Source organism: Marmoricola sp. URHB0036, from assembly GCF_000426045.1.
Taxonomy (GTDB): Bacteria; Actinomycetota; Actinomycetes; order Propionibacteriales; family Nocardioidaceae; genus Marmoricola.
On sequence record NZ_AUEP01000010.1, the window covers coordinates 22,730 to 47,127 of the forward strand.

The following is a 24,398-nucleotide window of genomic DNA, read 5'->3' on the forward strand; positions in this document are numbered from 1 at the left end:
CATCATCGTCCGGACCGCGATGCCTGACGACTTCGAGGCCATGTGGTCCGAGCTGGCGCCGCTCGGACGGTCGGCAGCCAGCGGGGGCTACTTCCGGCAACCATTCACCTCGGTGGAGTCCGAGCTGCGCTCGTGGTTCCGCGAGCAGTGCGCCGCCCGCGAGCTGCCCGTCGAGGCCGACGGCAACGGCAACCTGCTGGCCTGGTGGGGCGCAGGTTCTGATGCCGTGCTCGTGGGCTCGCACCTGGACTCGGTGCTCGACGGCGGGGCGTACGACGGCCCGCTCGGTGTGGTCTCGTCGCTCGCGGCGATCGACCTGCTCCGGTCACGCGGTGTGGCGCCGCGCCGACCGGTCGCGGTGGGCGCGTTCGCCGAGGAGGAGGGGTCTCGCTTCGGGCTGGCCTGCCTCGGCTCGCGGCTCGCCTCCGGGACGACGACGCCCGAGTCCGCCCGGGAGCTGCGGGACCGTGACGGCGTACCCCTGCTGGACGCGATGGCAGCGGCCGGCGTGGAACCGTCGCTGGGACGAGCCGACTGGCTGGACCGCATCGGCTGCTTCCTCGAGCTGCACGTCGAGCAGGGTCGCGACCTCGTCGACCGCGAGCGCGTGGTCGGACTGGCCACCGAGATCTGGCCGCACGGGCGCTACCGCTTCGACTTCACCGGCGACGCCAACCATGCCGGCACGACGCGGATGGAGGACCGCCACGACCCGATGCTCAGCTTTGCGATGACCGCTCTGGCCGCCGGCAAGCAGGCCCGCGTCTCCGGCCAGCGAGCGACCTTCGGCCGCGTCGACGTGGCGCCCAACGGCACCAACGCCATCCCCTCGCGCGTGACCGCGTGGCTGGACGCCCGGGGCGAGACCGACGAGTCACTGGTGCGACTGGTCGCGGAGATCAAGCGCCAGGGCACCGAGCGGTCCGGCCGCGATGGCACCCGTCTCGAGGTCACCTCCGAGTCCGTCTCGGGCGCGGTCTCCTTCGACCCCGTCCTCACGGCCGGTGTGCGCTCCCGGCTCGCCGACCGCTGGGGCGACGTACCCGTGATCCCGACGATGGCAGGCCACGACGCCGGCATCCTCGCCGCGGCCGGAGTACCGACCGCGATGATGTTCGTCCGCAACCCGACCGGTGTCTCGCACTCGCCCGAGGAGTTCGCGGAGATGGCCGACTGCCTGGCCGGCGTCGAGGCCCTCGCCGACGCGATCGAGGGGCTGGTCTCGTGAGGCTGCACCTCGAGCACGCCCTGCTCGACGACGGCGTCCACTCCGACGTACTCCTGGAGATCGAGCACGGGCGGATCAAATCGGTCGGGGCTGGCGGGCAATTCTGGAGCCGGGAGGGCGAAGTATCGGACGACCGGCGGCAGTTTCCCCGGGCGCCCGGGGAAACCGCCACCGAAACCGAAACCCTCCCCGGCCTCACCCTCCCCGGCCTCGCCAACTGCCACAGCCACGCGTTCCACCGGGCCCTCCGGGGGCACACCCAGACCGAGCGGGGGTCGTTCTGGACCTGGCGGGAGCAGATGTACGCCGTGGCGGCCGGCCTCACGCCGGACTCCTACTTCGAGCTGGCCCGGGACACCTACGCCGAGATGCGGGCGACGGGGATCACGGCCGTCGGGGAGTTCCACTACCTGCACCACCAGCCGGACGGGACGCCGTACGACGACCCCAACGAGATGGGCAAGACGCTGCTGGCCGCCGCCGACGAGGCCGGCATCCGGATCCGGCTGCTCGACACCTGCTACCTCGCCTCCGGGTTCGGCCGTGCCCCCGAGGGAGTCCAGGTGCGCTACTCCGACGGGCACGCGGAGAAGTGGGCCGAGCGGGTGGCGGCCTTCGACGACCCGCGCGTCGGGATGGCCATCCACTCCGTCCGTGCCGTGCCGCGGGCCCAGATCCCGATCGTGGTCGAGGCGGCGCAGGGCAAGCCGCTGCACGTGCACCTGTCCGAGCAGGTGGCGGAGAACGAGGCCTGTCAGTACGCCACCGGCATGACCCCGACCGAGCTGCTGGCCGAGGCCGGCGCCCTCGGCCCGCTGACCACCACCGTGCACGCCACCCACCTCACCGAGGGGGACATCCGGCTGCTCGGGCGGAGCCGTACCAACGTCTGCTTCTGCCCGACCACCGAGCGTGACCTCGCCGACGGCATCGGTCCTGCGCGCCGGTTGCGCAACTCCGGCGCCACCCTCACGCTGGGCTCCGACAGCCATGCCGTGATCGACCTGTTCGAGGAGATGCGCGCGGTGGAGATGCACGAACGGCTCGCGACCCACAAGCGCGGTCACTGGTCCGCTCGCGAGCTGCTCGCAGCTGCGACGTACGACGGACACCGCTCGCTCGGCTTCGACGACGCCGGTCGGATCGCGGAGGGACAACGCGCCGACCTGGTCACCGTCGATCTCGACACCGTCCGCACGCGCGGGACCGGCGCCAGCCCGGAGACCCTCGTGTTCGCCGCCACCGGCGCCGACGTGGTGCAGCCGTGACCAGCCTGCTGCTGACCGGCATCGCCGAGCTGGTCACCAACGACCCCGCCCACGACGGCACTCCCAGCGGGATCCTCGAGGACGCCGCCGTCGTCGTCGACGGCCACGGGATCGCCTGGGTCGGCCGGCGGGTCGACGCCCCTGCCGCGGACGCTGCCCGCGACCTCGGCGGCCGGGCCGTCATCCCCGGCTTCGTCGACTCCCACTCCCACCTCGTCTTCGCCGGCGACCGGGCGCCCGAGTTCGCCGCCCGGATGGCGGGGGAGAGCTACGCCGCCGGTGGGATCCGTACGACGGTCGCGGCAACCCGGGCCGCCACCGACGAGCAGCTCGCTGCCAACGTGGCCCGGCTCGTCGCCGAGATGCGCCGGCAGGGCACCACGACCGTCGAGATCAAGAGCGGCTACGGCCTGAGCACCCTCGACGAGGCACGCAGCCTGGCGATCGCACAGCAGTACACCGACGAGACCACCTTCCTGGGCGCCCACGTCGTCGCGCCGGAGTACGCCGAGGACCCGGCCGGCTACGTCGAGCTCGTCACGGGACCGATGCTCGAGGCGGCCGCGCCGTACGCGAAGTGGATCGACGTGTTCTGCGAGACCGGCGCCTTCGACGCCGACCAGGCCCGGACGATCCTGGCCGCCGGACACGCGCAGGGCCTCGCCGGACGGCTGCACGCCAACCAGCTCGGTCCGGGTCCCGGCGTGCGCCTCGCCTGCGAGCTCGGCCTGGCCGCGGTCGACCACTGCACCTTCCTCGACGACGCCGACGTCAGCGCCCTGGTCGACTCCGGCACGGTGGCGACGCTGCTGCCCGGCGTCGAGTTCAGCACGCGGTCGCCGTACCCCGATGCCCGCGGACTCCTCGATGCCGGCGTGACCGTGGCGCTGGCCAGCGACTGCAACCCGGGGTCCTGCTACACCTCGTCGATGCCGCTGTGCGTCGCCCTGGCCGTCCGCGAGATGCGGATGACTCCCGCCGAGGCCGTCTGGTCGGCCACCGCAGGTGGTGCCCGGGCACTGGCTCGTGACGACGTCGGCATCCTCGCCCCCGGCAAGCGGGCCCACCTCACCGTGCTCGAGGCGCCGTCGTACGTCCACCTCGCCTACCGCCCCGGCGTCCCCCTGGTGGCCGAGGTGCTGGGCTGACCCCGACTGTCCGTTGCGTCATACGCATGGTGGCCTCGAGGCCTCGATTCGTATGACGCAAGGAGCGGTCGACGGGTCCAACGATGAGTTCGGGCGCGTCGACGGGTCTGACTCCTCGAACAGCTTCCCGCGGAGCTACCTGGCTCCGCGTCAGAGAGGAAACCCGATGAGCGAGCTCACCCTCACCACCCACACCGTCGGCAGCGGTACGGCGACGGTCACCTACGACGTCCGCGGCGATCTCGCCGAGGCCACCGCCGACCGGCCGGTCCTGATGCTCGTCGGCTCCCCGATGGACGCCAGCGGATTCGGCACCCTGGCCAGCCACTTCACCGACCGCCCCGTGGTCACCTACGACCCGCGCGGTGCCGGCCGCAACCCCACGGACGCGACGCCGATCTCGGCCGAGGAGCACGCCGACGACCTCCACCGCGTGATCCAGGACCTGGCCGTCGGGCCCGTCGACCTGTTCGCCAGCAGCGGCGGTGCCGTCAACGCCCTGGCCCTGGTCACGGCCCACCCCGAGGACCTTCGCCGGGTGGTGGCGCACGAGCCCCCGCTCGCCGCACTGCTGGCCGATCGCGACGCGGTCCTGGCCGTCACCCGCGACATGCTCGCCACCTACCAGAGCCAGGGCGCCGGTCCGGCGATGGCCAAGTTCATCCCGTTCGTCATGTACGACGGACCGGTACCCGAGACCTACCTCGACCAGCCGCCGGCCGACCCGGCCATGTTCGGGATGTCGAGCGAGGACGACGGCACCCGCACCGACCCGCTCATGCGCAACATCGCGGGCTGTGTCGGCTACCAGCCGGACCTCGAGGCGCTGGCCGCGTTCGGAGACCGGCTCGTGCTGGCCGTCGGCGTGGAGTCCGGGCAGCAGATGGCCGCGCGAGGCGGACGGTCGGTCGCGGAGGCGCTGGGTCGCCCGGCAACCGATTTCCCCAGCCACCACGGCGGATTCCTCGGTGGCGAGCACGGCCAGAACGGCGACCCCGTCGGCTTCGCCGCCGCGCTACGGACCGTGCTGGACTAAGACGCGCAAGTCCAAGGAGGAGCGCGCTGCGCCCACTCATCACGCACGCTGGACTGCGTTGTCGTCAGTTGCCGTGGCTCCGCCACGGCTCACCTCCTTGGACTTACCGGTCTGGCTCAGCCCGACGCTGCCCTGACCAGTGCGTCGAACAGGCGCTGGTCACGGCCGATCTCCGGGTGCCATTGGACCGCGACGCAGAACCGCTCTCCGGGTGTCTCCATCGCCTCGAGCGTGCCGTCCTCGGCGTGGGCCACGGCGTCGAAGCCCGGGTGCGAGCGCACCGACTGGTGGTGGTGGCAGTGCACGGTCGTCCCCGGACCCAGGATCGAGCGCAGCACGGACGACTCCGCGGTCGACACCTCGACCTCGCCGAACACGTCACCGCCGGGACTGTGCTCCTCGTGCCCGACCACGTCGGGCGTGTGCTGGTCGAGCGTGCCTCCGGCCGCGACCGCCATCACCTGCATCCCCCGGCACACCCCGAGCGTCGGCAGGTTGGCGGCCGCGGCCGACGTCAGGAGGGCGAGCTCCCACGCATCGCGGTCGGGGCGCCACGAGGCCGTCCGCGGATGCGGCTCCTCGCCGTACTGCTGCGGGTCGACGTCCGCGCCGCCGCTGACCACCAGCCCGTCGATGCGGGCGACCACCGAGGCAGCGGCATCGGGGTCGTCAGTGGCCGGCGGCAGCAGCACGGGTACGCCGCCGGCGCGCACGATCGCATCGGCGTACATCACCGGCAGCAGGTCGGCGGGCTGGTCCCACACTCCCCACTTCGCCTGCTCCCGGTACGTCGTGAGCCCGATCAGCGGTCGCATCTCGCGGTCACATCTCAGAGGGGCGTCACGTACGCGCCCGAGATGCCGCCGTCGACCAGGAACGTGCTCGCGGTGATGAAGCTCGACTCGTCGGAGGCCAGGAACAGCACGGCGTTGGCCAGCTCCTCGGGCTCGGCGAACCGACCCATCGGCACGTGCACCAGCCGCCGGGCCGCCCGCTCGGCGTCCTTCGCGAACAGCTCCTTGAGCAAGGGGGTGTTCACCGGTCCGGGGCACAACGCGTTCACCCGGATGCCGTCGCGCGCGAACTGCACGCCGAGCTCGCGGCTCATCGACAGCACGCCACCCTTCGAGGCCGAGTAGGAGATCTGGCTGGTGGCCGCGCCCATCACGGCGACGAACGACGCGGTGTTGATGATCGAGCCGGACTTCTGCTCGAGCATGTAGGGCAGGGCTGCCTTGCAGCACAGGTAGACGCTGGTCAGGTTCACCTCCTGCACCCGCCGCCACGCCTCGAGCTCGGTGTCCAGGATCGAGTCGTCGTCGGGCGGGGAGATCCCCGCGTTGTTGAACGCGATGTCGACCGAGCCCCAGGTGTCCTTGGCCGTCGCGAAGAGCGCGTCGACCTCCTCCTTGCTGGTCACGTCGACGTGGGCGTACGCCGCGAACTCCGCACCGCCGAGCTGACCGACGAGCTCGTGCCCGCGCTGGTCGTCGATGTCGCCGATGAGCACGCGCGCGCCCTCCTCGACGAACCGGTTCACCGTCGCCAACCCGATCCCCGAGCACCCGCCGGTGACCACCGCGACCTTGCCGTCCAGACGTCCTGCCATGTCATGTGCCTTTCTAGGTGGTCGAGCAGCGAGCGAAGCGAGTGGATGGTCGAGACCACCGCTGCTCAGTGGGCGATGAACACGTTCTTCTCCTCGGTGAACGCGTTGGGGGCGTCCGGACCGAGCTCGCGGCCCAGCCCCGACTGCTTGTAGCCGCCGAACGGCGTCCAGTAGCGCACCGCCGAGTGGCTGTTCACGCTGAGGTTGCCGGACTCCACACCACGCGCGACCCGCAGTGCGCGACCGAGGTCGTTGGTGAAAATCGACCCGGACAGCCCGTACTCGGTGTCGTTGGCCAGCGAGATCGCCTCCTCCTCGCTGTCGAACGGCATCACCGCCACGACCGGACCGAACACCTCCTCGCGCCACACAGCCTCGCTCGTGCTCCTCGACTCGACGACGGTCGGCGGCAGCCAGAACCCGTCACCGTCCGGGCGCGAGCCGGTGAACGCGACGTCGGCGCCGTCGATGTAGCGCTGCACCGAGTCGCGCTGCGCGGCCGAGACCATCGGGCCCATCTCGCTGTCGTCCTGACCCGGGTCGATCACCTTGAGTGCTCGGACGGACTGCTCGAGCCCGCTCACGAACTCGTCGTACGCCGAACGCTCGACCAGGATTCGCGACCGGGCGCAGCAGTCCTGGCCGGCGTTGTCGAAGACGGCGTACGGCGCACTGGCCGCGGCTGCTGCGACGTCGGCGTCGGCGAAGACGATGTTGGCGCTCTTGCCGCCGAGCTCGAGGGTCACCCGCTTCACCTGCTCGGCGCAGCCGGCCATGATCTGCTTGCCCACCTCGGTCGACCCGGTGAAGCACACCTTGCGCACCGACGGGTGCGTCACGAAGCGCTGGCCGACCACCGATCCCTTGCCGGGTACGACGGTGAGCACTCCCTCGGGGAGACCGGCCTCGAGCGCGAGCTCGCCGATCCTGATCGCGGTCAGCGGGGTGATCTCGGCCGGCTTGAGCACGACCGTGTTGCCCGCGGCGAGGGCCGGCGCGAAGCCCCAGCCGGCGATCGGCATCGGGAAGTTCCAGGGCACGATGATGCCCACCACGCCGAGGGGCTCGTGGAAGGTGATGTCCACGCCTCCCGGCACCGGGATCTGCCTGCCGAACAGTCGCTCGGGGGCCGCCGAGTAGTAGTTGAGGCAGTCGCGGACGTTGCCCGCCTCCCAGCGGGCGTTGCCGATCGTGTGGCCGGCGTTGGCCACCTCGAGCCGGGCCAGCTCCTCGATGTGCTCGTCGATGACGGCGGCGAAAGCGCGCAGCATCCGCGCCCGCTCGCCGGGTGCCACGTCACGCCAGCCGGGGAAGGCCTCCTGGGCGCGGTCGATCGCCGCGTCGGTCTCCTCCAGGCTCGCCGATCCGACCTCGGCGATCTGCTCGGTGGTGACCGGGTTGATGACGGCAGTCGTCAAGGTTCACATCCTCTCGAAGGTCCGGGCGAGCTCCCAGTCGGTGACAGCGGCGTCGAAGGCCGCGAGCTCGACGTCGGCCATGTTGACGTAGTGGTCCACGACGTCGTCACCCAGGGCTGCCCTGGCCATGTCCGACGCCGCGAACGCCTCGCGTGCGGCCCGCAACGTGTGCGGCACGTGCGGCTTGTCCGAGGCGTAGGCGTTGCCAACCAGCTCGTCCTCGAGCTCCAGCTCGTTCTCGATCCCGTAGAGCCCGCCCGCGAGCATCGCGGCCAGCGCCAGGTAGGGGTTCACGTCGCCGCCGGGCAGCCGGTTCTCCATCCGTCCCGATGCGCCGTGCCCGACCAGCCGGACGGCGCAGGTGCGGTTGTCGGTGCCCCAGGCGACGGCCGTCGGCGCGAACGAGGCGGAGGCGAATCGCTTGTAGGAGTTGATGTTCGGCGCGTAGAGCAGGGTGAAGTCGGTCATCGTGGCGAGTACGCCGGCGACGAACTGGTCGTAGAGCGGCGAGCGCTCGGCGCCCTCCCCGAAGACGATGCTCCCGTCGGCACCGCGCAGCGACAGGTGGATGTGGCAGGAGTTGCCCTCGCGCTCGTCGTACTTCGCCATGAACGTGATCGCCTGACCGTGCTGCGAGGCGATCTCCTTGGCAGCGGTCTTGTAGACGGCGTGGTTGTCGGCGGTGACGAGTGCCTCGGCGTAGAGGAAGCCGATCTCGTGCTGGCCGAAGTTGCACTCGCCCTTCGCGCCCTCGACGTCGAGGCCGGCGGCGTACATCTGGTTGCGGATGTCGCGCAGCAGCGGCTCGACGCGCGAGGTGCCGATGAGGGAGTAGTCGATGTTGTACTGGTTCACCGGTGTCAGGTCGCGCCAGCGCCGGTCGTGCGCGTCCTCGTAGGTGTTGTTGAACGCGATGAACTCCAGCTCGGTGCCGGCCAGCGCCACCATGTCCTTGGCGGCGACCCGCTCGAGCTGGTGCTTGAGGATCGTGCGCGGCGACTGCACGACCGGGGCGTGGTCGAGCCAGACCAGGTCGCACTGCACCATCGCGGTGGCCGGCAGGTGGGGGAGCAGGCGCAGGGTGTCCCAGTCGGGGACGAACTCCATGTCGCCGTACCCCCGCTCCCACGAGGAGATGGAGTAGCCGGCCACCGTGTTCATGTCGATGTCGACGGCCAGCAGGTAGTTGCACCCCTCGGTGCCGTGCTCGAGGGCGAAGTCGAGGAAGTAGCGGCCGTGCAGCCGCTTGCCCTGCAACCGGCCCTGCATGTCGGTGAAGCCGAGCACCACCGTGTCGACCTCGCCCGACTCGATCATCGAGCGCAGCCGGTCGAGGGTGAGATACCGGTCGTTGGGTGTGCTCATCGTGCTCTCCCGTGGGTCTCGCCGTGGTGGGTGTCGTAGCCGTCGTCGTGCCTGGTCATCCGACTGGTCATCCGACTGGTCATCCGAACAGTCATCCGAGCAGTCCTCGCAACAGGGCGGCCGTGTCGTCGCAGTGCTCCTGCATCACCTGGTGCGCGCGGTCCTCCCGACCGCCCAGGATCGCCGCGACGATCCGTGCGTGCTGGGTGTCGGAGTGGGCGATGTTCGCCTCCAGGACCGGGATCGCGCTGAGCATCTCGTGCATCGTCGACTGCACCGACGTCACGGCCTCGATCAGGCGGGAGGAGCCGGTGAGTGCCGCGATGGTGAGGTGGAAGCGAGAGTCGGCCTGCCGGTGCACGGCCGGGCCGCTCGCGGTGGCCACCGCCTCGTGCGCCGCCTCCAGCCGCTCCACCTGCTCCTCGCCGAGCGGGGAGCTGGCGGCCAGGCGCGCGCCGCCGGGCTCCACGATCCGGCGGAAGTCGAGCATGTCCGCCCAGTCGGCCCGCCGTGAGGGAGTACGCCGCGACGCGGCCCGTGCGGACGGGGTGGCCGGCCGCATCGTCACCACGGTGCCCCCGCCGCGACCGCGTGTGGTCTGTACCAGTCCGGCCTGACGCAACGCAGCCATGGCCTCGCGCAACGTCGCGCGGGACACTGCCAGTCGTCCGGCCAGGTCACGCTCCGACGGCAGCACCGACCCTCGGGGGTAGACGCCCAGACGGATGAGCGTCGCCAGCTGCTCCACGCAGGCCTCGAAGGCGTGGTGTCCCCGTACCGGGCGCAGCACCGCCTCGGGCAGCGCAGGGTCGGGAGCGGGGATCACGTCCAACAGTGTTCGAGCCTGCTGACGCGAGTGTCAATGGTCTGGACTCAAACCTTTTACATCCCGGCTATGGACGGGGTCGAGATTTGAGGTCTACCTTGCTGGGCACGGGCCAGATTGTCTTTCCCAGGAGGCGGAACATGGCTACGACCGAACCCGAGCTCAACTCCGACGACCAACTGCTGGCGAAGCTCGGCTACAAGCAGGAACTCAGTCGTTCCTGGTCGAGCTTCTCCAACTTCGCCATCTCGTTCTCGATCATCTCGATCCTCGCCGGCTGCTTCACGACCTTCTACCAGGGCTGGAACAACGGTGGCCCGGTAGCGATCTCGTGGGGCTGGCCGATCATCTCGGCCTTCATCCTGCTCATCGGCTTCACCATGAGCGAGCTGGTCTCGGCGTACCCGACCTCGGGTGGGATCTACTGGTGGGCCTCCAAGATGGGCGGCCCGGCGGCCGGCTTCTTCACCGGCTGGCTGAACCTCATCGGGCTGCTCGCGGTCACCGCCTCCGTGGCGTACGGCGCCGCGACGTTCCTCGACCTCACGATCAGCACGATCAGCGACAGCTGGGCCGGTGACTACTCCCTCACCCGCGTGTTCATCCTCTTCGTGGCGATCATGGTCCTGGCTGCCCTGGCCAACATCTTCAGCGGCCATCTCCTCGCCATCGTCAACAACATCTCGGTGTGGTGGCACGTCGCCGGCGCCACGATCGTGATCCTCATCCTGATCTTCGTCCCCGACCACCACCAGAGCCTCACCTACGTCTACACGGAGCGGATCAACAACTCCGGCTTCAGCAGCGGGTTCTACTGGTTCCTGGTGCTGCCGCTCGGCTTCCTGCTCACGCAGTACACGATCACCGGGTTCGACGCCTCGGCCCACCTCTCGGAGGAGACACAGGGCGCGGCGGAGGGTGCGGCCAAGGGCATCTGGCGGTCGATCTTCTACTCGGCCATCGGTGGCTACGTGCTCCTGCTCTCGTTCGTGTTCGCGGTGCAGGACCCCGACGGCGTCAACAAGGGGTTCGGGAACGTCGACGTGATCTTCACCCAGGCACTGGGCGAGGGTTGGCACTTCACGATCCTGCTGATCTCGACCGCCGGCCAGCTGTTCTGCGCCACGGCCTGCCTGACCAGCGCTTCGCGGATGACGTTCGCGTTCAGCCGTGACGGCGCCATTCCCGGCTCGTCGTGGCTGTCCAAGGTCAACGCCGCCACCAAGATCCCGGCCAACGCGGTGATGTTCGTGGCGACCATCGGGATCCTCATCACGCTGCCCGCGCTGAAGAGCGTCGGTGGAGTGCCGGTCGCCTTCCTGGCGGTTGTCTCAGTGGCCGTGATCGGGCTCTACCTCGCGTTCGCGGTGCCGATCTTCCTGCGGTGGCGGATGGGCGACGCCTTCGAGCCCGGGTCGTGGACCAACGGCAAGAAGTACAAGTGGATGAACCTCGTCGCGGTGATCGAGATCGTGGTCATCTCCATCTACTTCATCATGCCCTTCACCCCGGCAGGCGTACCGGGCAACAAGGACTTCGCCTGGTCGAGCGTCAACTACGCGCCGGTGCTGACCTTCGGGACGCTGATCATCCTGGCCATCTGGTGGAAGGTGTCGGCCAAGAACTGGTTCACCGGCCCGAAGCACACGATCGACCAGGCTGTCCTCGAGGCGTTCGACGAGGGCTGAGTCCCCCCGCGAGTCACAAGCGCGTCACAGCCCCGGCCCGGACCTCGTCGTGAGGCCGGGCCGGTGGCAGGATGCCCCACTATCCCCGTCTCATCATCTGGAAGGACACGCATGCGCAAGACCTCTCGGGTGGCCGCCACCCTGATCGTCGCCTCGATCGCCCTGGCCGGCTGCGGCTCCAACTCGCTGGACAGCGGCAGCGACAAGAAGGGCAGTGACGTCAAGACCTCGGTCGACAAGGCCGCGGCGGCGCTCGTGCCCCAGGAGATCAAGGACAAGGGCACCCTGACCATCGGCACCGACGCCAGCTACGCCCCCAGCGAGTTCTTCGCCGGTGACGGCAAGACCATCGAGGGCTTCGACATCGACCTGTTCACCGCCGTGGCCAAGAAGCTCGGCCTGAAGGTGAAGTTCCAGAACGCCAACTTCGACTCGATCATCACCGGCGTCCAGGGCAAGAAGTACGACCTCGGCATCTCCAGCTTCACGGTCAACGCCGACCGGATGAAGCAGGTCAACATGGTCAGCTACTTCAACGCCGGGACGCAGTGGGCCACGGCCGCGGGCAACCCCAAGAAGGTCGACCCCGCCAAGCCGTGCGGCATCACGGTCGCCGTGCAGAAGGCGACGGTGCAGCAGGAGGAGGACCTGCCGCCGAAGCAGAAGGCCTGCCAGACGGCCGGCAAGCCGCTGAAGGTGCTCGTCTACACCGCCCAGGACCAGGCCACGGCCGCGGTCGTCTCCGGCAAGGCCGACGCGATGCTGGCGGACTCGCCGGTCGTGGCGTACGCCGTCAAGAAGTCCTCCGGAAAGCTGGACGCCGCCGGTGACATCTACGACTCCGCCCCCTACGGCTACGTCGTGCCGAAGGCCGACACCGCCCTCGCCGACGCGATCGTCGCGGGCCTGAAGTCGCTCGACACTGACGGGACCTACGCAAAGGTGCTGAACGACTGGGGCGTCGACCAGGGCGCGATCCACGACTTCACCGTCAACCCCGCGGTGTGATCCCGAGAGACTGACCGAGAGACTGACCGAGAGACTGACGGAGTCCACATGAGTTCTGCTGCCGCCCCCGAGGACACCGGTCCGACCCCGCCCTCGGGGGCGCAGGCAGAACGTCCCGGCACGATCGACGCGGTGCCCGTGCGGCACCCGTGGCGCTGGGTCACCATCGCCGTGATCCTGGCGCTGATCTTCCTGCTCGTTCGTCTGCTGCTCACCAACGACGCCTTCAACTGGTCCTTCGTGTGGCAGGCGATGGTCCAGTCCCCGGTGCTGAACGGACTGATGCTGGGCACCCTGCTGGGCACGGTCGGCGCGATGGTCATCGGCATCACCTTCGGCATCGCACTGGCCGTGATGCGCCTCTCCGACAACCCGGTGCTCTCCGGTGTCGCGTGGATCTACACCTGGTTCTTCCGCGCCATCCCCCGGCTGGTGCTGCTCACGATCATGGGCGCGCTCGGGGTGCTGTTCCCCGACGGGCTGAACCTGATCCCGTTCGGCAACGACCTCGCCCACCTCTTCGGCGCCGACCACCTCGGCTTCGCCACCATCGACGCCAACCGGGTCTTCGTCGGCGTCCTGGGCGGCATCATCGGCCTCGGTCTCTCGGAGGCGGCCTACATGGCCGAGATCGCCCGCGCCGGCATCCTCTCGGTGGATCCCGGGCAACGTGAGGCCGCCTGTGCCCTGGGCATGAGCAACGGCAAGGCGATGCGTCGCATCGTGCTGCCGCAGGCCATGCGCGTGATCGTCCCGCCGACCGGCAACGAGACCATCGCGATGACCAAGGACACCTCCCTGCTCATCGCCATCCCGGTGACCACCGAGCTGTTCTTCCAGCTCAGCTCGATCGGTTCGCGCACCTACCAGACCTTCCCGGTGCTGGTCGCCGCGGTGCTCTGGTACCTCGTCGTGTGCAGCGTGCTGATGGTGGTGCAGTCGCGGCTCGAGGCGTACTTCGGACGGGGCTTCGGCACCTCCGCCCCGGACGAGGGCTTCCGCACGCGGATGCTGTCGATGATCGGAGGCAGCAAGTGAGCGACGTGATGCCCCTCGTGCACGCCGTCAACGTGCACAAGTCCTTCTACGGCGTCGAGGTGCTCAAGGGCATCGACATCGACGTCGCCGCCGGAGAGGTGATCTGCCTCCTGGGGCCCTCCGGATCCGGCAAGACGACCTTCCTGCGCTGCATCAACCAGCTCGAGACGATCCAGGGCGGTCGCATCTGGATCGACGGCGAGCTGGCCGGCTACGAGGAGAAGGGCGGCCGGCTGCACCGGCTCAACGACAAGCGGATCGCCGCCCAGCGTCGCGAGATCGGCATGGTCTTCCAGCGGTTCAACCTGTTCCCCCACAAGACCGCGCTGGCCAACATCATGGAGGCGCCGGTCCACGTGGCCGGCACGGGCAAGGCGGAGGCCGAGAAGCGTGGCCGCGAGCTCCTCGAGCGCGTGGGGCTCGGCGAGCGCTGCGACGCCTACCCGGCCCAGCTCTCCGGAGGCCAGCAGCAGCGGGTCGCGATCGCCCGCGCGCTGGCCATGGACCCCAAGCTGATGCTGTTCGACGAACCCACCTCGGCGCTCGACCCCGAGCTCGTCGGGGAGGTCCTCGCTGTCATGCGCGAGCTGGCCGCCGCGGGCATGACCATGATCGTGGTCACCCACGAGATGGGCTTCGCCCGCGAGGTCGCCGACCGGGTGGTCTTCATGGATGGCGGCGTGGTGGTGGAGCAGGGTCCGCCGGAGGACGTCATCAACAACCCGCAGCACGAGCGCACCCAGGCCTTCTTGTCCCGCATCAAGGAGGAGACCGAGGAGCACGCCGCTGCGCTGAAGGAGCGGGTTGCGGCCGAGGAGCTCTGAGCGCTCGATCTCCTCGAGGACCCCCCGCTGGTGTCCGGCGATTCGATTGGGCAAGATCGGGAACGACAGGCGTACGGCGCGACAGTGCGCCCACCCACCACGAGGAGGCACCAGATGACCAACGACGAGCCCCTGAACGACGACGAGCTGGACACCACGGCAGGCGGTTCCGAGGCCGTTCCGGGCGGCGACGCCGACGGCACTGACGGTGACGGCACCGACGGGACCGACGGCGGCGCCAGCGACGCGGACGGCACCGACGGCGATGGGACCGACGGCACGGACGGCGATGCCACCGACGGCGGCGACGCCGACGGCACCGATGGTGACTCCACCGACAGCACGGACGGCGACGCGAGCGACGGGTGACCGATGCCCTCGAGCTGCTGAGCGGGGACGCCCAGTCCTTCGTCGAGAAGATCTGGGCGTCCCACGTCCACCTGCACCAGACCGACCCCACTGACCTGGTCGGGCTGCTCTCCTTCGACGACGTCGACGAGCTGCTGACGTCGTCGGCCATCCGCACGCCCGCGGTCCGGTTGGCGCAGGACGGCTCGGTGCTGGCCCAGTCGCGCTACACGCGCAGTGGCGCCACCCTGGCCGGCCAGCCCCTGACCGGTCTGGTGGACGCCCGCAAGGTGATCGACCTGTTCGAGGGCGGCGCGACCGTCGTACTCCAGGGACTGCATCGCTACTGGCCCCCGCTGACCCGCCTCGTCGCCGAGCTCGAGCTCGCGCTCGGCCACCCCTGTCAGGCCAACGCCTACCTGACCCCACCCGGGTCGCAGGGCTTCGCCGTGCACAGCGACAGCCACGACGTCTTCGTCTTCCAGACCCACGGAGCCAAGCTGTGGGAGGTCCATCCCGCACCCGGCGAGAGTGCCGAGGTCCGCGAGGTGCTGCTCGAGCCCGGGCTGAGCATGTACCTGCCGACGGGCACCCCGCACGCCGCCCGGGCCCAGGACGCGGTCTCGCTGCACGTCACGATCGGCATCAACCAGGTCACCTGGCGCACCCTGCTCGACCGGGCCGTGGCCCGGGCCATGGATCAGGTGGAGGCCGATGCCCACCTGCCGGCGGGCTACCTCGAGGACCCCGACGCCCTGGTCGCCGGGCTCGACGACCGGCTGACGGCGCTTCGCGAGGCCCTGGCCGAGACCGACCTCTCGCGGGTGGCCGACGAGCAGACCAGGTCGTTCCTGGAGAAGCGCAACGGGCACCTCCGCGGTTCCCTGGTCGACCGGATGGCCCTCGACTCGGTCACCGGCAACACCCGGCTGCGCCGTCGGCCCGGCAAGCCCTGCGTGCTGCGCCCCGACGGCGACCGTCTGCACGTCCTGCTCGGCGACCGCCGGATGACGGTCCCGGCGCGCATCACCGACGCCGTCGAACGCGTCCGCACCCTCGGGGTGTTCACCCCCGACGACCTCGGGCTGGACACCGAGTCCGGCCTGGTCCTGTGCCGCCGGTTGATCCGCGAGGGACTGCTCGAGGTCGTCCGCTGACCCCGTCGGCGCGTGCTGCCGCCCGCGGTGGCGACTTCCGGTGCTCGGTCGCCTCCGAGCAGCGGCAGGACGACCTTGCCGGCACCGCCACCCACGTCACCGCGTTCCTGCTCGTCGAGCACCACGGGCCGTGGGGCACCAGCGCGCCCCGGGACAGCCGGCTGCCCGACACGGTGCGAGCGCACCTGACGACCCACAAGAACATCAAGGTGCTGCTGGCCCGTCGGCACCACCGGGCCCATCGCGGGCCCGACTTCCGCGCCTTCCTGTGCTTCCCGGCGAGGCGGCTGCTGCTCACCTCGACCTTCGTCGACCCCGAGGAGCTGACCCGTCTCGACCTCGACGCTGTCGCGCGCGGTGAGGCACCCGACTGGGACCGGATGGCCGGCCCGCTGTTCGGGGTCTGCACCCACGGACGGCACGACGCGTGCTGTGCCGAGCGCGGGCGTCCGGTCGCGTCCTCGCTGACGGCGAGCCACCCGGCGCAGACCTGGGAGATCTCGCACATCGGCGGCGATCGCTTCGCGGCCAACATGGTGGTCCTGCCCGAGGGGCTCTACTACGGCCGGATGGAGCCGGGGTCGGCCGGCGAGGTCGCTCTGCTGCACGAGGCCGGACGGCTCGACGTCGATCGGCTGCGCGGGCGGTCGTCGTACCCCATGCACGTGCAGTACGCCGAGATCGCGCTGCGCCGACTGCTGGGGGAGGACCGCCTCGACGCCGTACGACTCGTGCGCCGGGAGGGATGGACCGCCGTGTTCGCCCATTCCGACGACTCCGGCTCGCGGGAGTGGGCCGTCACGGTCAGCCGTCGTACGGACGGGGAGGGGCAGCTCACCTGTGGCCTGGAGCGCCTTAGTCCCGTCCCGGTGCACGACGTCGTCTCGATCGAGCAGATCTGAGGCACCTGAGCTCTCCGCCTAAGGCAATGGCCGATGTCCGGTCGGCGTCTTAGCACTGGAATCGAGTCATCGATCCAGTCAAGGAGATGAGCACCATGTACAGCCCCCTCAACGAGGACTACATGTTCCAGGAGATGAAGAACCGGACGGAGAGCCTGCTCCGTCCTCACCGTGAGGACGTCGCCGCACGCGCCGGACGCCGTTGGTGGCGCCGCGCGACGCACCGTGCGGGATGATGACCGATGTGCGGATGGACCGGAGCAGGACCGAGACCCTCGTCGGACGTGACGGGGAGCTCGAGGTCCTGCTCCGCTCTGCCACCGGGACCGAGCACACCCGGATGCTTCTCCTCTCGGGCGACGCAGGCGTCGGCAAGACCCGCCTGCTGACCGAGGCGCTCGACCGCCTCACCGCCGACGGTTGGCGCACCCTCGTCGGCCACTGTCTCGACTTCGGCGAGACCTCCATGCCCTACCTCCCCTTCGCGGAGATGCTCGCCCAGGTGGGCGAGGTCGCCCCCGAGCTCGTCGAGCAGGACCTCCACCCCGCCCTGGCCCGGCTGCGGCACCGCGCGCCGGCCGACGAGCCCACCGAGGGCCTCGACCGGGCCGAGGTGTTCGAGGCGATGTACGTCCTCGTCGAGGACCTCGCCGCGCTCGGCCCCGTCGTCCTCGTCGTCGAGGACGCTCACTGGGCCGATGCCAGCACGCGAGACCTGATCAGCTTCCTGCTCTCCCGTCGGCTCCGGGGCCGCTGCCTGATCGTGGCCACCTTCCGCTCCGACGAGATGCACCGCCGCCACCCGCTGCGCCAGCGGGTGGCCGAGTGGGTGCGCCTCCCCGGCGTCGAGCGGGTCCAGCTCGACCCACTGCCACCGGGCGCCGTGCGCGGCCTGGTCGAGCAGATGATCGGCAGCCAGGGCAACTCCCTCGGCGAGCAGTATGACGACGACATCGAGCGGATCGTCCAGCGTGCCCAGGGCAACGCCTTCTACGTCGAGGAGCTGGTCAGCGCCTTCCTCGGCGGTGGCTGGAGCCTGCCCGAGGACCTCGCCGATCTCCTCCTCGTGCGGCTGGACCGACTCGACGAGTCCGCGCGCGACGTGGTCCGCGTCGCCTCCGCCGCCGGCCAGCGTGTGCCTCACGACCTGCTCGCCCGGGTCGCACCCGTCACCGAGGACGAGCTCGAGGTGGCGCTGCGCACCGCCATCGACGCCAACGTGCTGGTCCGCACCGGCACCTCCGAGTACGCCTTCCGGCACGCCCTCCTCGGCGAGGCCGTCTACGACGACCTGCTGCCCGGCGAGCGGATGCGCCTGCACACGGCGTACGCCGAGGCGGTGCGCGAGCTCCACGGCAGCCGCCAGTCGGCCAACCTGGCCCGGCACGCGCTCGCCTCCCACGACCTGCCCACCGCCCTGCAGGCCAGCGTGGAGGCCGGCGACCAGGCCCTCGCCAGCGGCGGGCCCGACGAGGCGGCCAAGCACTACACGACAGCGCTGGAGATCTACGCGCGCGCCGCACGCCACCTCGACGACCCGCCCGACGAGGCCGAGCTGGTGGCCCGCACGGTCGACGCGCTGTGCAGCTCCGGGCGACCCGAGACGGCGCTCGCGCTGATCGACTCCCACCTGGGCCGGCTCCCCGCCGACGCGCCGCCCATCGCCCGCGCGCGGTTGCTCCTCGCCCGGGTCGAGGCGCTGCGCTCCACCGAGACCGACGCCCAGCCGAGCCTGGTCAGCGGCGAGGCACTCGAGCTGGTCGGCCCCGAGCCCACCCACCTGCGGGCCAGGATCCTGGCGATGCACGCGCAGGCGCTGATCTGGGACGGCCGCTTCGACGAGGCCCGGCACGAGGCCGACGAGGCGATCGAGCTGGCCGACCAGCTGGGGCTGCCGCGCCTGGCCGCCGACGTCGGCGTCACGCTGACCTGGCTCAGCCAGCACCTCGACCTCGGCGAGAAGAGCCGGGCCGAGCTGAAGCGGATCATCGCCGAGGCGCAGGCGCGCGGTGACGTGCTCAGCGAGATGCGCGGCTACCAGCGCTGCGGCGGTCTCGAGTACGACTACGGCGAGCTGGCCGCGGCCCAGGCCAACTTCCTCGAGGCGGCCCGGCTCGCACGCGAGATCGGCCGACCGTGGACGATCCAGGGCATCGCCGGCCGGATGCAGGCCGCCGTGATGGCCTACATGCGCGGCGAGTGGGAGGAAGCCCTGGCCATCGCCGACTACAGCAACGAGGACCCGCCGCCGACCCCGCGCGCCATGCTCGATGCCGTCGCCCTCGCGGTGGCCGCCGGGCGCGGAGACGTCTCCGCGCTGGGCCGGTTCTCCGGCCTGCGCGAGCGGTGGCACCGCGAAGGTCTCGTCGCCGTGGTGGGTGGCGGTGCCGCGATCGAGCTGCAATCCCTCCGCGACGGAGCAGCAGCCGCCGTCGCGACGTACGACGACCTCTGCTGCGTGCTCACCCCGCTCTGGGGCGAGAGCTTCGGTGCTCGTCTCCGGCTGGCGACCCTGGCCCTGTCGGCACTCGCCGACGAGGCGCCGCGCACCTCCACGGCCGCCCGCGACGAGGTGCGCGCGAGCGCAGCCAGGCTGATCGGCGACGCCGACCGGGTGCTGGCCGTGCGCGACGAGGACGAGCGACCGTTCGCGATCGAGGGCCGGGCCTGGGCGGCGCGGCTGCGGGCCGAGGAGCTCCGGCTCGAGTGGCTGCTGGGCGGACGTGTCGACCTCGACGACCTCGTCAGTCGCTGGCAGCGGTCGGTGGAGCTGTTCTCCGACCTCGGCCACGTCTACGAGGAGGCGCGGGCCCGCACCCAGCTCGCTCTCGTCCTTCGGGCCGCCGGCGACGGCGAGGCCAGCCAGGAGCAGGCCGGTGCCGCGCGCACGGTCGCCGCGCGACTCCGCTCCAAGCCGCTGCTCGACGAGCTCGGGTCGACCGGGCGCGCGAGTGGCGCCGACGCGGGTGCGCTCACGCCGCGCGAGCGCGAGATCCTCACCCTCGTCGCCGCCGGACGCAGCAACGGCGAGATCGGCAAGCAACTGTTCATCTCGGCCAAGACCGTGAGCGTGCACGTCTCCAACGTGATGGCCAAGCTCGGCGCCGGCAGCCGCACCGAGGCCAGCGCGCTCGCCCGCCGGGCCGGGCTCATCGACTGACGCTGCTGCCGCTGGTAGCCACCGCCGGGTCCCGTACCTAGGGTCGTCGCATGGTCGTGACCCAGGTGCTGCCGACTCGACTGGGGCCGGTCGAGGTCGCGCACCTGCCCGGTCCGAAGCCGCCGGTCCTGTTCTTCCCGGGCGGACACTGTCCGGCTGCCGGCGACTGTGGCTGGAGCCTCTACACCGATGCCGGGCACGCACTCGTGGCCTTCTCGCGCCCCGGCTACGGCCGCACCGACGTCGGCCGGCTCAACGCCGGCGAGTTCGTCCCGGCCGTGGGTGACTGCTGCGACCTCCTGGGAGTCGAGGAGACGGCTGCGGTCGTCGGAGTCTCGTTCGGGGGACTGCAAGCCATCGAGGTGGCGGTCCAGCTGCCGCAGCTTGCCCCCAGGCTCGTGCTCCACAGCTGCGCACCCTCGACGTACTCCTATCCCGACACCCGCAGGGAGACCCTCGCCGGGCCGGTCGTCTTCGGCCCCACCCTGCAAGGGCTGACCTGGCGTGGCGTTTCGCGACTGGTGGCCACCGAGGCCGGCCTGCGGAGGATGGTCGGCGCCCTGTCGAGGCGGCCCGTCGGCGAGTGGTGGCACACCTGGTCGGAGGATGACAAGCGCCGCAGCCGCGACCTGTTCCTGACCATGGACTCCGGCAGCGGATTCGCCCACGACCTGTGGCAGGGACGGCCGGACCGGTCCGGCCACCGGCGCCTCCTCCAGACCCAGGTGCCGTGCCCCACGCTCGTGACCGCCTCACCATGGGACGGTGGCGTGGGCTTCATCCATGCGCAGGACCTGGCAGCCACCATCCCGGACGCCACCCTCGTGGAGCTCGGCAGCCCCAGCCACCTGTTCTGGGTCGGACCGGAGCGGACCCAGGCGCAGGCGGCCGTCGCCGGTTTCCTGCCCAGCGGCTGAACGGCGGCCTCGTCGCTGCCCCCCGTGCCCGGCATACTCTGCGTATGTCGACCGAGACCGTGACCGCGCGCCGCTTCGCGAAGATGCGGCCCGTCCCGCTGGTGGACGCCCCTCCCGTCGACCGGGCCGAGCTGCCACCCGGGCCCCACCTGCACGGCCTGCTGCAGAGCATCGGTCTGCTGCGCTTCCGGCACCAGTTCGTCCCCTACCTCAGGCGCAGGTACGGCGACGTCTTCTCGATCAAGATCCTGCCGGAGGGTCGGCACCTCGTCGTGTTCAACCGGCCCGAGCACGTCAAGGAGATCTTCGCCGGGGATCCCGAGGTCTTCCACGCCGGCAAGGGCAACGCCATCCTCGGCCCGGTGATGGGGGAGCACTCGCTGCTGCTCGTCGACTCCGCGCAGCACAAGCGGGCCCGCAGGCTGCTGATGCCGGCCTTCAACGGCCACGCGCTGCGTGGCTACGAGGACCTCGTCACCGGCCTGGCCAAGACGGAGGTCGGTCGCTGGCAGGAGGGTGTCGCCTTCGCTTCGCTGGAGCGGATGAATGCGCTCACCCTCGAGGTCATCCTCCAGGTGGTCTTCGGGGTGACCGACGAGGACCGGCTCGGCGAGCTGCGCCCGCTGGTGAACAAGACGGTGAACATCCCGCCGCTGGTCTTCCTGGGCTGGGGCTTCCCGAGGCTGCAGAAGTACGGCCCCTGGCGGCGCACCATCGAGAACCAGGTCGAGCTCGACCGCGTGATGTTCCGGGTGATCTCCGAGCGGCGTGCAGCGTCCGACCTGGCCGACCGGACCGACGTGCTCTCGCGGCTGCTGCTGGTGGAGGACGAGAACGGCGAGGGGCTGACCGACGAGGAGCTGCGCGACCAGCTGGTCACCCTGCTGCTGGCCGGGCACGAGACCACGGCGACCGCACTGGCGTGGACGCTGCACGAGCTCGGCCAGGACCCGGTCCAGGAGCGAAAGGCCCGGGATGCTGCGTCGGCCGGCAACTCGGAGTACCTCGAGGCGGTGCTCAAGGAGTCCATGCGGCTGCATCCCGTGATCCCGATGGTGGTGCGTCACCTGATGGCACCGGCGACGGTCGGCGGGGTCGACCTGCCCCGCGGCGCCAACGTGGCGGCCTCGATCATCCTGGCCCACGAGTCGGAGGAGAGGCATCCCGAGCACCTGCGGTTCCGGCCGGAGCGGTTCCTCGAGGGCGAGGTCGCGATCAACACCTGGATCCCGTTCGGGGGCGGCGTACGACGCTGCATCGGTGCCGGCTTCTCGCTGATGGAGGGCGTGGCCGTGCTGCGCGAGGTGCTCACGACCTACGACGTGGAGCTGCCGCCCGGGACGACCGAGGTGCCCAAGGTCCGCAACATCACGAGCGTCCCGCGCCACGGTGCCCGGATCGTCGTACGTCGACGCGCGGGCGCCTGACCACGGCACCGGCGACCCGGACCTGACGGGTGCGTCGGTCGGGGGAGGGCCGGGCGCCACCCGTCAGGCGACCCGAGGCGCCCCGTCGCCGGGGCCGTCACCAGTCTGCCCCGATTTCCGACATCTGCGGCAGCCCGTCTAGACGGGTGGAATGTGCAAAGAACTCTTTGCAAAGGAATCTTTGCACCCTAGGCTGTCGGCATGAGCAGCACTCCGCACGTGATCGGACCCCCGGCCCTCAAGGGCCTGGCCCACCCGCTGCGACTGCGGCTGCTCGCCGAGCTGAACGCCCGCGGTTCGGCCACCGCCAGCCAGCTCGGCACCGCCCTGGGTGAGTCGAGCGGCTCGACCAGCTATCACCTGCGCCAGCTGCACCGCCACGGGTTCGTCGAGGAGGACGTGGAGCAGGGCACCGGGCGCGAGCGGGTCTGGATCCCCCGCCAGGGCGGCTGGGACCTCCCGGCCCTCGACCTGGCGGAGGACCCTGCCAACGCGGCCGCCGTCGACCTCGTCGTGCAGGCGCAGCTGCAGGGCGACCAGGAGCTGATGCTCGACGTGATGGCTCGTGCGGACTCGTGGCCGCGTGAGTGGCGTGACGCCGCCGTACGTCGCAGCACCTTCATCGCCCTCGACCCCGGGCAGGTCGCGGCCCTGCAGGCCGAGCTCAACGAGGTGATCGACCGCTACCGCGACGGCGAGCCGGGCGCGGGCGCGAGACGCGTCTCGGTGGTCTACCACCTGCTCCCGACCGAGCACGAGGTCGAGGTCGACGGATGAGCACCGAGACCGTGGCGGGCGCGCGACTCGGAGCGCCGTTCTGGCGGTTGTTCACCTCCAGCAGCACCTCCAACCTCTCCGACGGCGTGATGCAGGCAGCCCTCCCCCTGCTGGCGGCGACGCTCACGCGCGATCCGGTCGCCGTCTCGGCGATGGGATCGCTGGCGTTCCTGCCCTGGCTGCTGTTCGCGCTCCCGGCAGGCACCCTCGTCGACCGGGTGAACCGGCGTACGGCGATGGCCGTCGCCAACGTCGGGCGGGCGGCACTGCTCGCCGTCCTGGCCGTGTCGGTCGCGTCCGGCAACGCGTCCCTGCCGCTGCTCTACGTGGTGGCGTTCCTGCTCGGCTGCGCCGAGACCGTCTACGACAGCGCGGCCCGCGCCATGCTCTCCCGCGTCGTCACACGGTCCCAGCTCGAGCGGGGCAACAGCCTGCTCACCACCTCCGAGAGCGTCGGCAACATCTTCCTCGGCGCGCCCATCGGCGCCTGGTTGTTCGCGGTCGCCGCGTCGCTCCCGCTCTGGGCCAACAGCGGTGGCTACCTGTGCGCGGCCCTGCTCGCGCTGACCGTGGGCGGACACTTCGCGGTGGACCGCTCGAGCGGTTCGTCCATGCGGGAGGACATGGGGGAGGGGCTGCGCTGGCTGGCCCACCACCGCCTGCTCCGGGAGCTGATGGCGACCAGCTTCTTCGGCGCAGCGATCCACTCCATGACGCAGGGCATCATCGTGCTGTTCGCGCTGCAGAACCTCGGGCTCGACGTGCACGGCTTCGGCCTGGCCATCGCCGGAGCGGGAGTGGGTGCCGTGATCGGTGCCATGCTCTCGCCGAGGATCACCCGGCTGGTGGGGCGCACCAACGCGATGGGCGCGGCCCAGACCGTCTCCGCGATCGCCCTGCTCCTGATGGCCTTCTGGCAGCACCCGGTGGGCGGGCCGTTGCTGTACGCCGTGTCGGCCGGTGCCATCTCGATGTTCAACGTGCAGATCATGTCGGTGCGCCAGGCCCTCGTCCCCGAGCACCTCTTCGGCCGGGTGCAGGGCGCCTACCGCACCGTGATCTGGGGCGGCATCCCGGTCGGCATGTTCGCGGGCGGGCTGCTCGGCGGGTGGCTCGGCCTGCCCGCGGTCTTCGTGGTCTCGGGCGTGGGCGGCATCGTCGTCGGCACGATCACGTGGGCGGTGCTGCACGCCCACCGCCACGAGATGGCCCGCGCCTTCGACGAGGCCTGAGCCGTTCCGCTGACCGCAATCG

Annotated in this window: 22 protein-coding genes; 17 read left to right on the forward strand and 5 right to left on the reverse strand. The window is 70.7% G+C overall.

Annotation, left to right across the window (positions count from 1 at the left end):
- The first annotated feature begins 19 nt into the window (after positions 1 to 19).
- From H976_RS0112255 to H976_RS0112270, 4 genes are all read left to right on the forward strand, one after another.
- Positions 20 to 1,228, forward strand: coding sequence for an allantoate amidohydrolase (locus tag H976_RS0112255; RefSeq protein ID WP_027861778.1), 1,209 nt, complete (start codon positions 20 to 22; stop codon positions 1,226 to 1,228).
- On the forward strand, positions 1,225 to 2,496 hold the full coding sequence (locus tag H976_RS26035; RefSeq protein WP_051276752.1) for a formimidoylglutamate deiminase: 1,272 nt from the start codon (positions 1,225 to 1,227) through the stop codon (positions 2,494 to 2,496). Before H976_RS0112255 ends, H976_RS26035 begins: the two co-directional genes overlap by 4 nt.
- Positions 2,493 to 3,644, forward strand: a complete 1,152-nt coding sequence (gene hutI, locus H976_RS0112265) for an imidazolonepropionase (RefSeq protein WP_027861779.1) — start codon at positions 2,493 to 2,495, stop codon at positions 3,642 to 3,644. Before H976_RS26035 ends, hutI begins: the two co-directional genes overlap by 4 nt.
- Positions 3,645 to 3,810: 166 nt before the next feature.
- Positions 3,811 to 4,680 carry an alpha/beta fold hydrolase gene (locus tag H976_RS0112270; RefSeq protein ID WP_027861780.1) on the forward strand — a complete coding sequence of 290 codons (870 nt, stop codon included), beginning with the start codon at positions 3,811 to 3,813 and terminating at the stop codon, positions 4,678 to 4,680.
- A gap of 116 nt (positions 4,681 to 4,796) precedes the next feature.
- On the opposite strand, the gene H976_RS0112275 is transcribed toward H976_RS0112270, so the two are convergent.
- From H976_RS0112275 to H976_RS0112295, 5 genes are all read right to left on the reverse strand, one after another.
- Entirely contained in the window at positions 4,797 to 5,495 is a 699-nt protein-coding gene (locus H976_RS0112275) for a gamma-glutamyl-gamma-aminobutyrate hydrolase family protein (RefSeq protein WP_027861781.1), read from the reverse strand.
- A gap of 14 nt (positions 5,496 to 5,509) precedes the next feature.
- A complete protein-coding gene (locus H976_RS0112280) occupies positions 5,510 to 6,289 on the reverse strand; it encodes a 3-oxoacyl-ACP reductase (protein ID WP_027861782.1) in 780 nt (259 codons plus the stop codon).
- Between the two features lie 65 nt (positions 6,290 to 6,354).
- Positions 6,355 to 7,707, reverse strand: coding sequence for an aldehyde dehydrogenase (locus tag H976_RS0112285; protein ID WP_027861783.1), 1,353 nt, complete (start codon positions 7,705 to 7,707; stop codon positions 6,355 to 6,357).
- Positions 7,708 to 7,710: 3 nt separating this feature from the next.
- Positions 7,711 to 9,072 (reverse strand): glutamine synthetase family protein, encoded by a 1,362-nt coding sequence (locus H976_RS0112290; protein ID WP_027861784.1) that lies wholly within the window; start codon positions 9,070 to 9,072, stop codon positions 7,711 to 7,713.
- A 91-nt stretch (positions 9,073 to 9,163) separates the two neighbouring features.
- The gene (locus tag H976_RS0112295; RefSeq protein ID WP_231388902.1) at positions 9,164 to 9,898 is read right to left on the reverse strand and encodes a FadR/GntR family transcriptional regulator; all 735 of its coding nucleotides are present in this window, start codon (positions 9,896 to 9,898) and stop codon (positions 9,164 to 9,166) included.
- A 140-nt stretch (positions 9,899 to 10,038) separates the two neighbouring features.
- Here H976_RS0112295 and H976_RS0112300 point away from each other — a divergent pair, with 140 nt between their 5' ends.
- From H976_RS0112300 to H976_RS0112360, 13 genes are all read left to right on the forward strand, one after another.
- Positions 10,039 to 11,586 (forward strand): amino acid permease, encoded by a 1,548-nt coding sequence (locus tag H976_RS0112300; RefSeq protein WP_027861786.1) that lies wholly within the window; start codon positions 10,039 to 10,041, stop codon positions 11,584 to 11,586.
- Between the two features lie 111 nt (positions 11,587 to 11,697).
- Positions 11,698 to 12,594 (forward strand): ABC transporter substrate-binding protein, encoded by an 897-nt coding sequence (locus tag H976_RS0112305; protein ID WP_027861787.1) that lies wholly within the window; start codon positions 11,698 to 11,700, stop codon positions 12,592 to 12,594.
- 48 nt (positions 12,595 to 12,642) lie between these two features.
- Positions 12,643 to 13,632 (forward strand): amino acid ABC transporter permease, encoded by a 990-nt coding sequence (locus H976_RS26040; RefSeq protein WP_051276754.1) that lies wholly within the window; start codon positions 12,643 to 12,645, stop codon positions 13,630 to 13,632.
- 8 nt (positions 13,633 to 13,640) lie between these two features.
- A complete protein-coding gene (locus H976_RS26045) occupies positions 13,641 to 14,456 on the forward strand; it encodes an amino acid ABC transporter ATP-binding protein (protein ID WP_036226251.1) in 816 nt (271 codons plus the stop codon).
- A gap of 114 nt (positions 14,457 to 14,570) precedes the next feature.
- Positions 14,571 to 14,825: a hypothetical protein gene (locus H976_RS0112320; protein WP_027861788.1), complete on the forward strand. Its 255-nt coding sequence runs from the start codon at positions 14,571 to 14,573 to the stop codon at positions 14,823 to 14,825.
- Positions 14,822 to 15,961, forward strand: coding sequence for a cupin domain-containing protein (locus H976_RS0112325; RefSeq protein ID WP_027861789.1), 1,140 nt, complete (start codon positions 14,822 to 14,824; stop codon positions 15,959 to 15,961). Before H976_RS0112320 ends, H976_RS0112325 begins: the two co-directional genes overlap by 4 nt.
- A complete protein-coding gene (locus H976_RS26050) occupies positions 15,916 to 16,863 on the forward strand; it encodes a sucrase ferredoxin (protein WP_051276755.1) in 948 nt (315 codons plus the stop codon). Before H976_RS0112325 ends, H976_RS26050 begins: the two co-directional genes overlap by 46 nt.
- 86 nt (positions 16,864 to 16,949) lie before the next feature.
- Positions 16,950 to 17,099 (forward strand): hypothetical protein, encoded by a 150-nt coding sequence (locus tag H976_RS29990; RefSeq protein ID WP_155918211.1) that lies wholly within the window; start codon positions 16,950 to 16,952, stop codon positions 17,097 to 17,099.
- Positions 17,099 to 20,023 (forward strand): helix-turn-helix transcriptional regulator, encoded by a 2,925-nt coding sequence (locus H976_RS31010; RefSeq protein WP_027861790.1) that lies wholly within the window; start codon positions 17,099 to 17,101, stop codon positions 20,021 to 20,023. Before H976_RS29990 ends, H976_RS31010 begins: the two co-directional genes overlap by 1 nt.
- Positions 20,024 to 20,073: 50 nt before the next feature.
- The gene (locus H976_RS0112345; RefSeq protein ID WP_027861791.1) at positions 20,074 to 20,940 is read left to right on the forward strand and encodes an alpha/beta fold hydrolase; all 867 of its coding nucleotides are present in this window, start codon (positions 20,074 to 20,076) and stop codon (positions 20,938 to 20,940) included.
- A 44-nt stretch (positions 20,941 to 20,984) separates the two neighbouring features.
- Complete coding sequence (locus tag H976_RS0112350) at positions 20,985 to 22,367, forward strand: cytochrome P450 (RefSeq protein WP_081682862.1); 1,383 nt, start codon at positions 20,985 to 20,987, stop codon at positions 22,365 to 22,367.
- Between the two features lie 201 nt (positions 22,368 to 22,568).
- Positions 22,569 to 23,144: a helix-turn-helix domain-containing protein gene (locus tag H976_RS30355; RefSeq protein ID WP_036226173.1), complete on the forward strand. Its 576-nt coding sequence runs from the start codon at positions 22,569 to 22,571 to the stop codon at positions 23,142 to 23,144.
- Positions 23,141 to 24,376 (forward strand): MFS transporter, encoded by a 1,236-nt coding sequence (locus H976_RS0112360; RefSeq protein WP_051276757.1) that lies wholly within the window; start codon positions 23,141 to 23,143, stop codon positions 24,374 to 24,376. The genes H976_RS30355 and H976_RS0112360 overlap by 4 nt, the downstream gene beginning before the upstream one ends.
- Positions 24,377 to 24,398: the final 22 nt, after the last annotated feature.

Excerpts from the sequence above, each read along its gene's own strand:
- H976_RS0112280 (WP_027861782.1), bottom strand. The coding sequence starts at position 6,289 with ATGGCAGGACGTCTGGACGGCAAGGTCGCGGTGGTCACCGGCGGGTGC.
- H976_RS26045 (WP_036226251.1), top strand. The coding sequence starts at position 13,641 with ATGCCCCTCGTGCACGCCGTCAACGTGCACAAGTCCTTCTACGGCGTC.
- H976_RS0112275 (WP_027861781.1), bottom strand. The coding sequence starts at position 5,495 with ATGCGACCGCTGATCGGGCTCACGACGTACCGGGAGCAGGCGAAGTGG.
- H976_RS0112305 (WP_027861787.1), top strand. The coding sequence starts at position 11,698 with ATGCGCAAGACCTCTCGGGTGGCCGCCACCCTGATCGTCGCCTCGATC.
- H976_RS0112350 (WP_081682862.1), top strand. The coding sequence starts at position 20,985 with ATGTCGACCGAGACCGTGACCGCGCGCCGCTTCGCGAAGATGCGGCCC.
- H976_RS0112290 (WP_027861784.1), bottom strand. The coding sequence starts at position 9,072 with ATGAGCACACCCAACGACCGGTATCTCACCCTCGACCGGCTGCGCTCG.
- H976_RS26040 (WP_051276754.1), top strand. The coding sequence starts at position 12,643 with ATGAGTTCTGCTGCCGCCCCCGAGGACACCGGTCCGACCCCGCCCTCG.
- H976_RS0112345 (WP_027861791.1), top strand. The coding sequence starts at position 20,074 with ATGGTCGTGACCCAGGTGCTGCCGACTCGACTGGGGCCGGTCGAGGTC.
- H976_RS29990 (WP_155918211.1), top strand. The coding sequence starts at position 16,950 with ATGAGCACCATGTACAGCCCCCTCAACGAGGACTACATGTTCCAGGAG.
- H976_RS0112255 (WP_027861778.1), top strand. The coding sequence starts at position 20 with ATGCCTGACGACTTCGAGGCCATGTGGTCCGAGCTGGCGCCGCTCGGA.
- H976_RS0112270 (WP_027861780.1), top strand. The coding sequence starts at position 3,811 with ATGAGCGAGCTCACCCTCACCACCCACACCGTCGGCAGCGGTACGGCG.
- H976_RS0112360 (WP_051276757.1), top strand. The coding sequence starts at position 23,141 with ATGAGCACCGAGACCGTGGCGGGCGCGCGACTCGGAGCGCCGTTCTGG.
- H976_RS31010 (WP_027861790.1), top strand. The coding sequence starts at position 17,099 with ATGACCGATGTGCGGATGGACCGGAGCAGGACCGAGACCCTCGTCGGA.
- H976_RS0112320 (WP_027861788.1), top strand. The coding sequence starts at position 14,571 with ATGACCAACGACGAGCCCCTGAACGACGACGAGCTGGACACCACGGCA.
- H976_RS30355 (WP_036226173.1), top strand. The coding sequence starts at position 22,569 with ATGAGCAGCACTCCGCACGTGATCGGACCCCCGGCCCTCAAGGGCCTG.
- H976_RS0112300 (WP_027861786.1), top strand. The coding sequence starts at position 10,039 with ATGGCTACGACCGAACCCGAGCTCAACTCCGACGACCAACTGCTGGCG.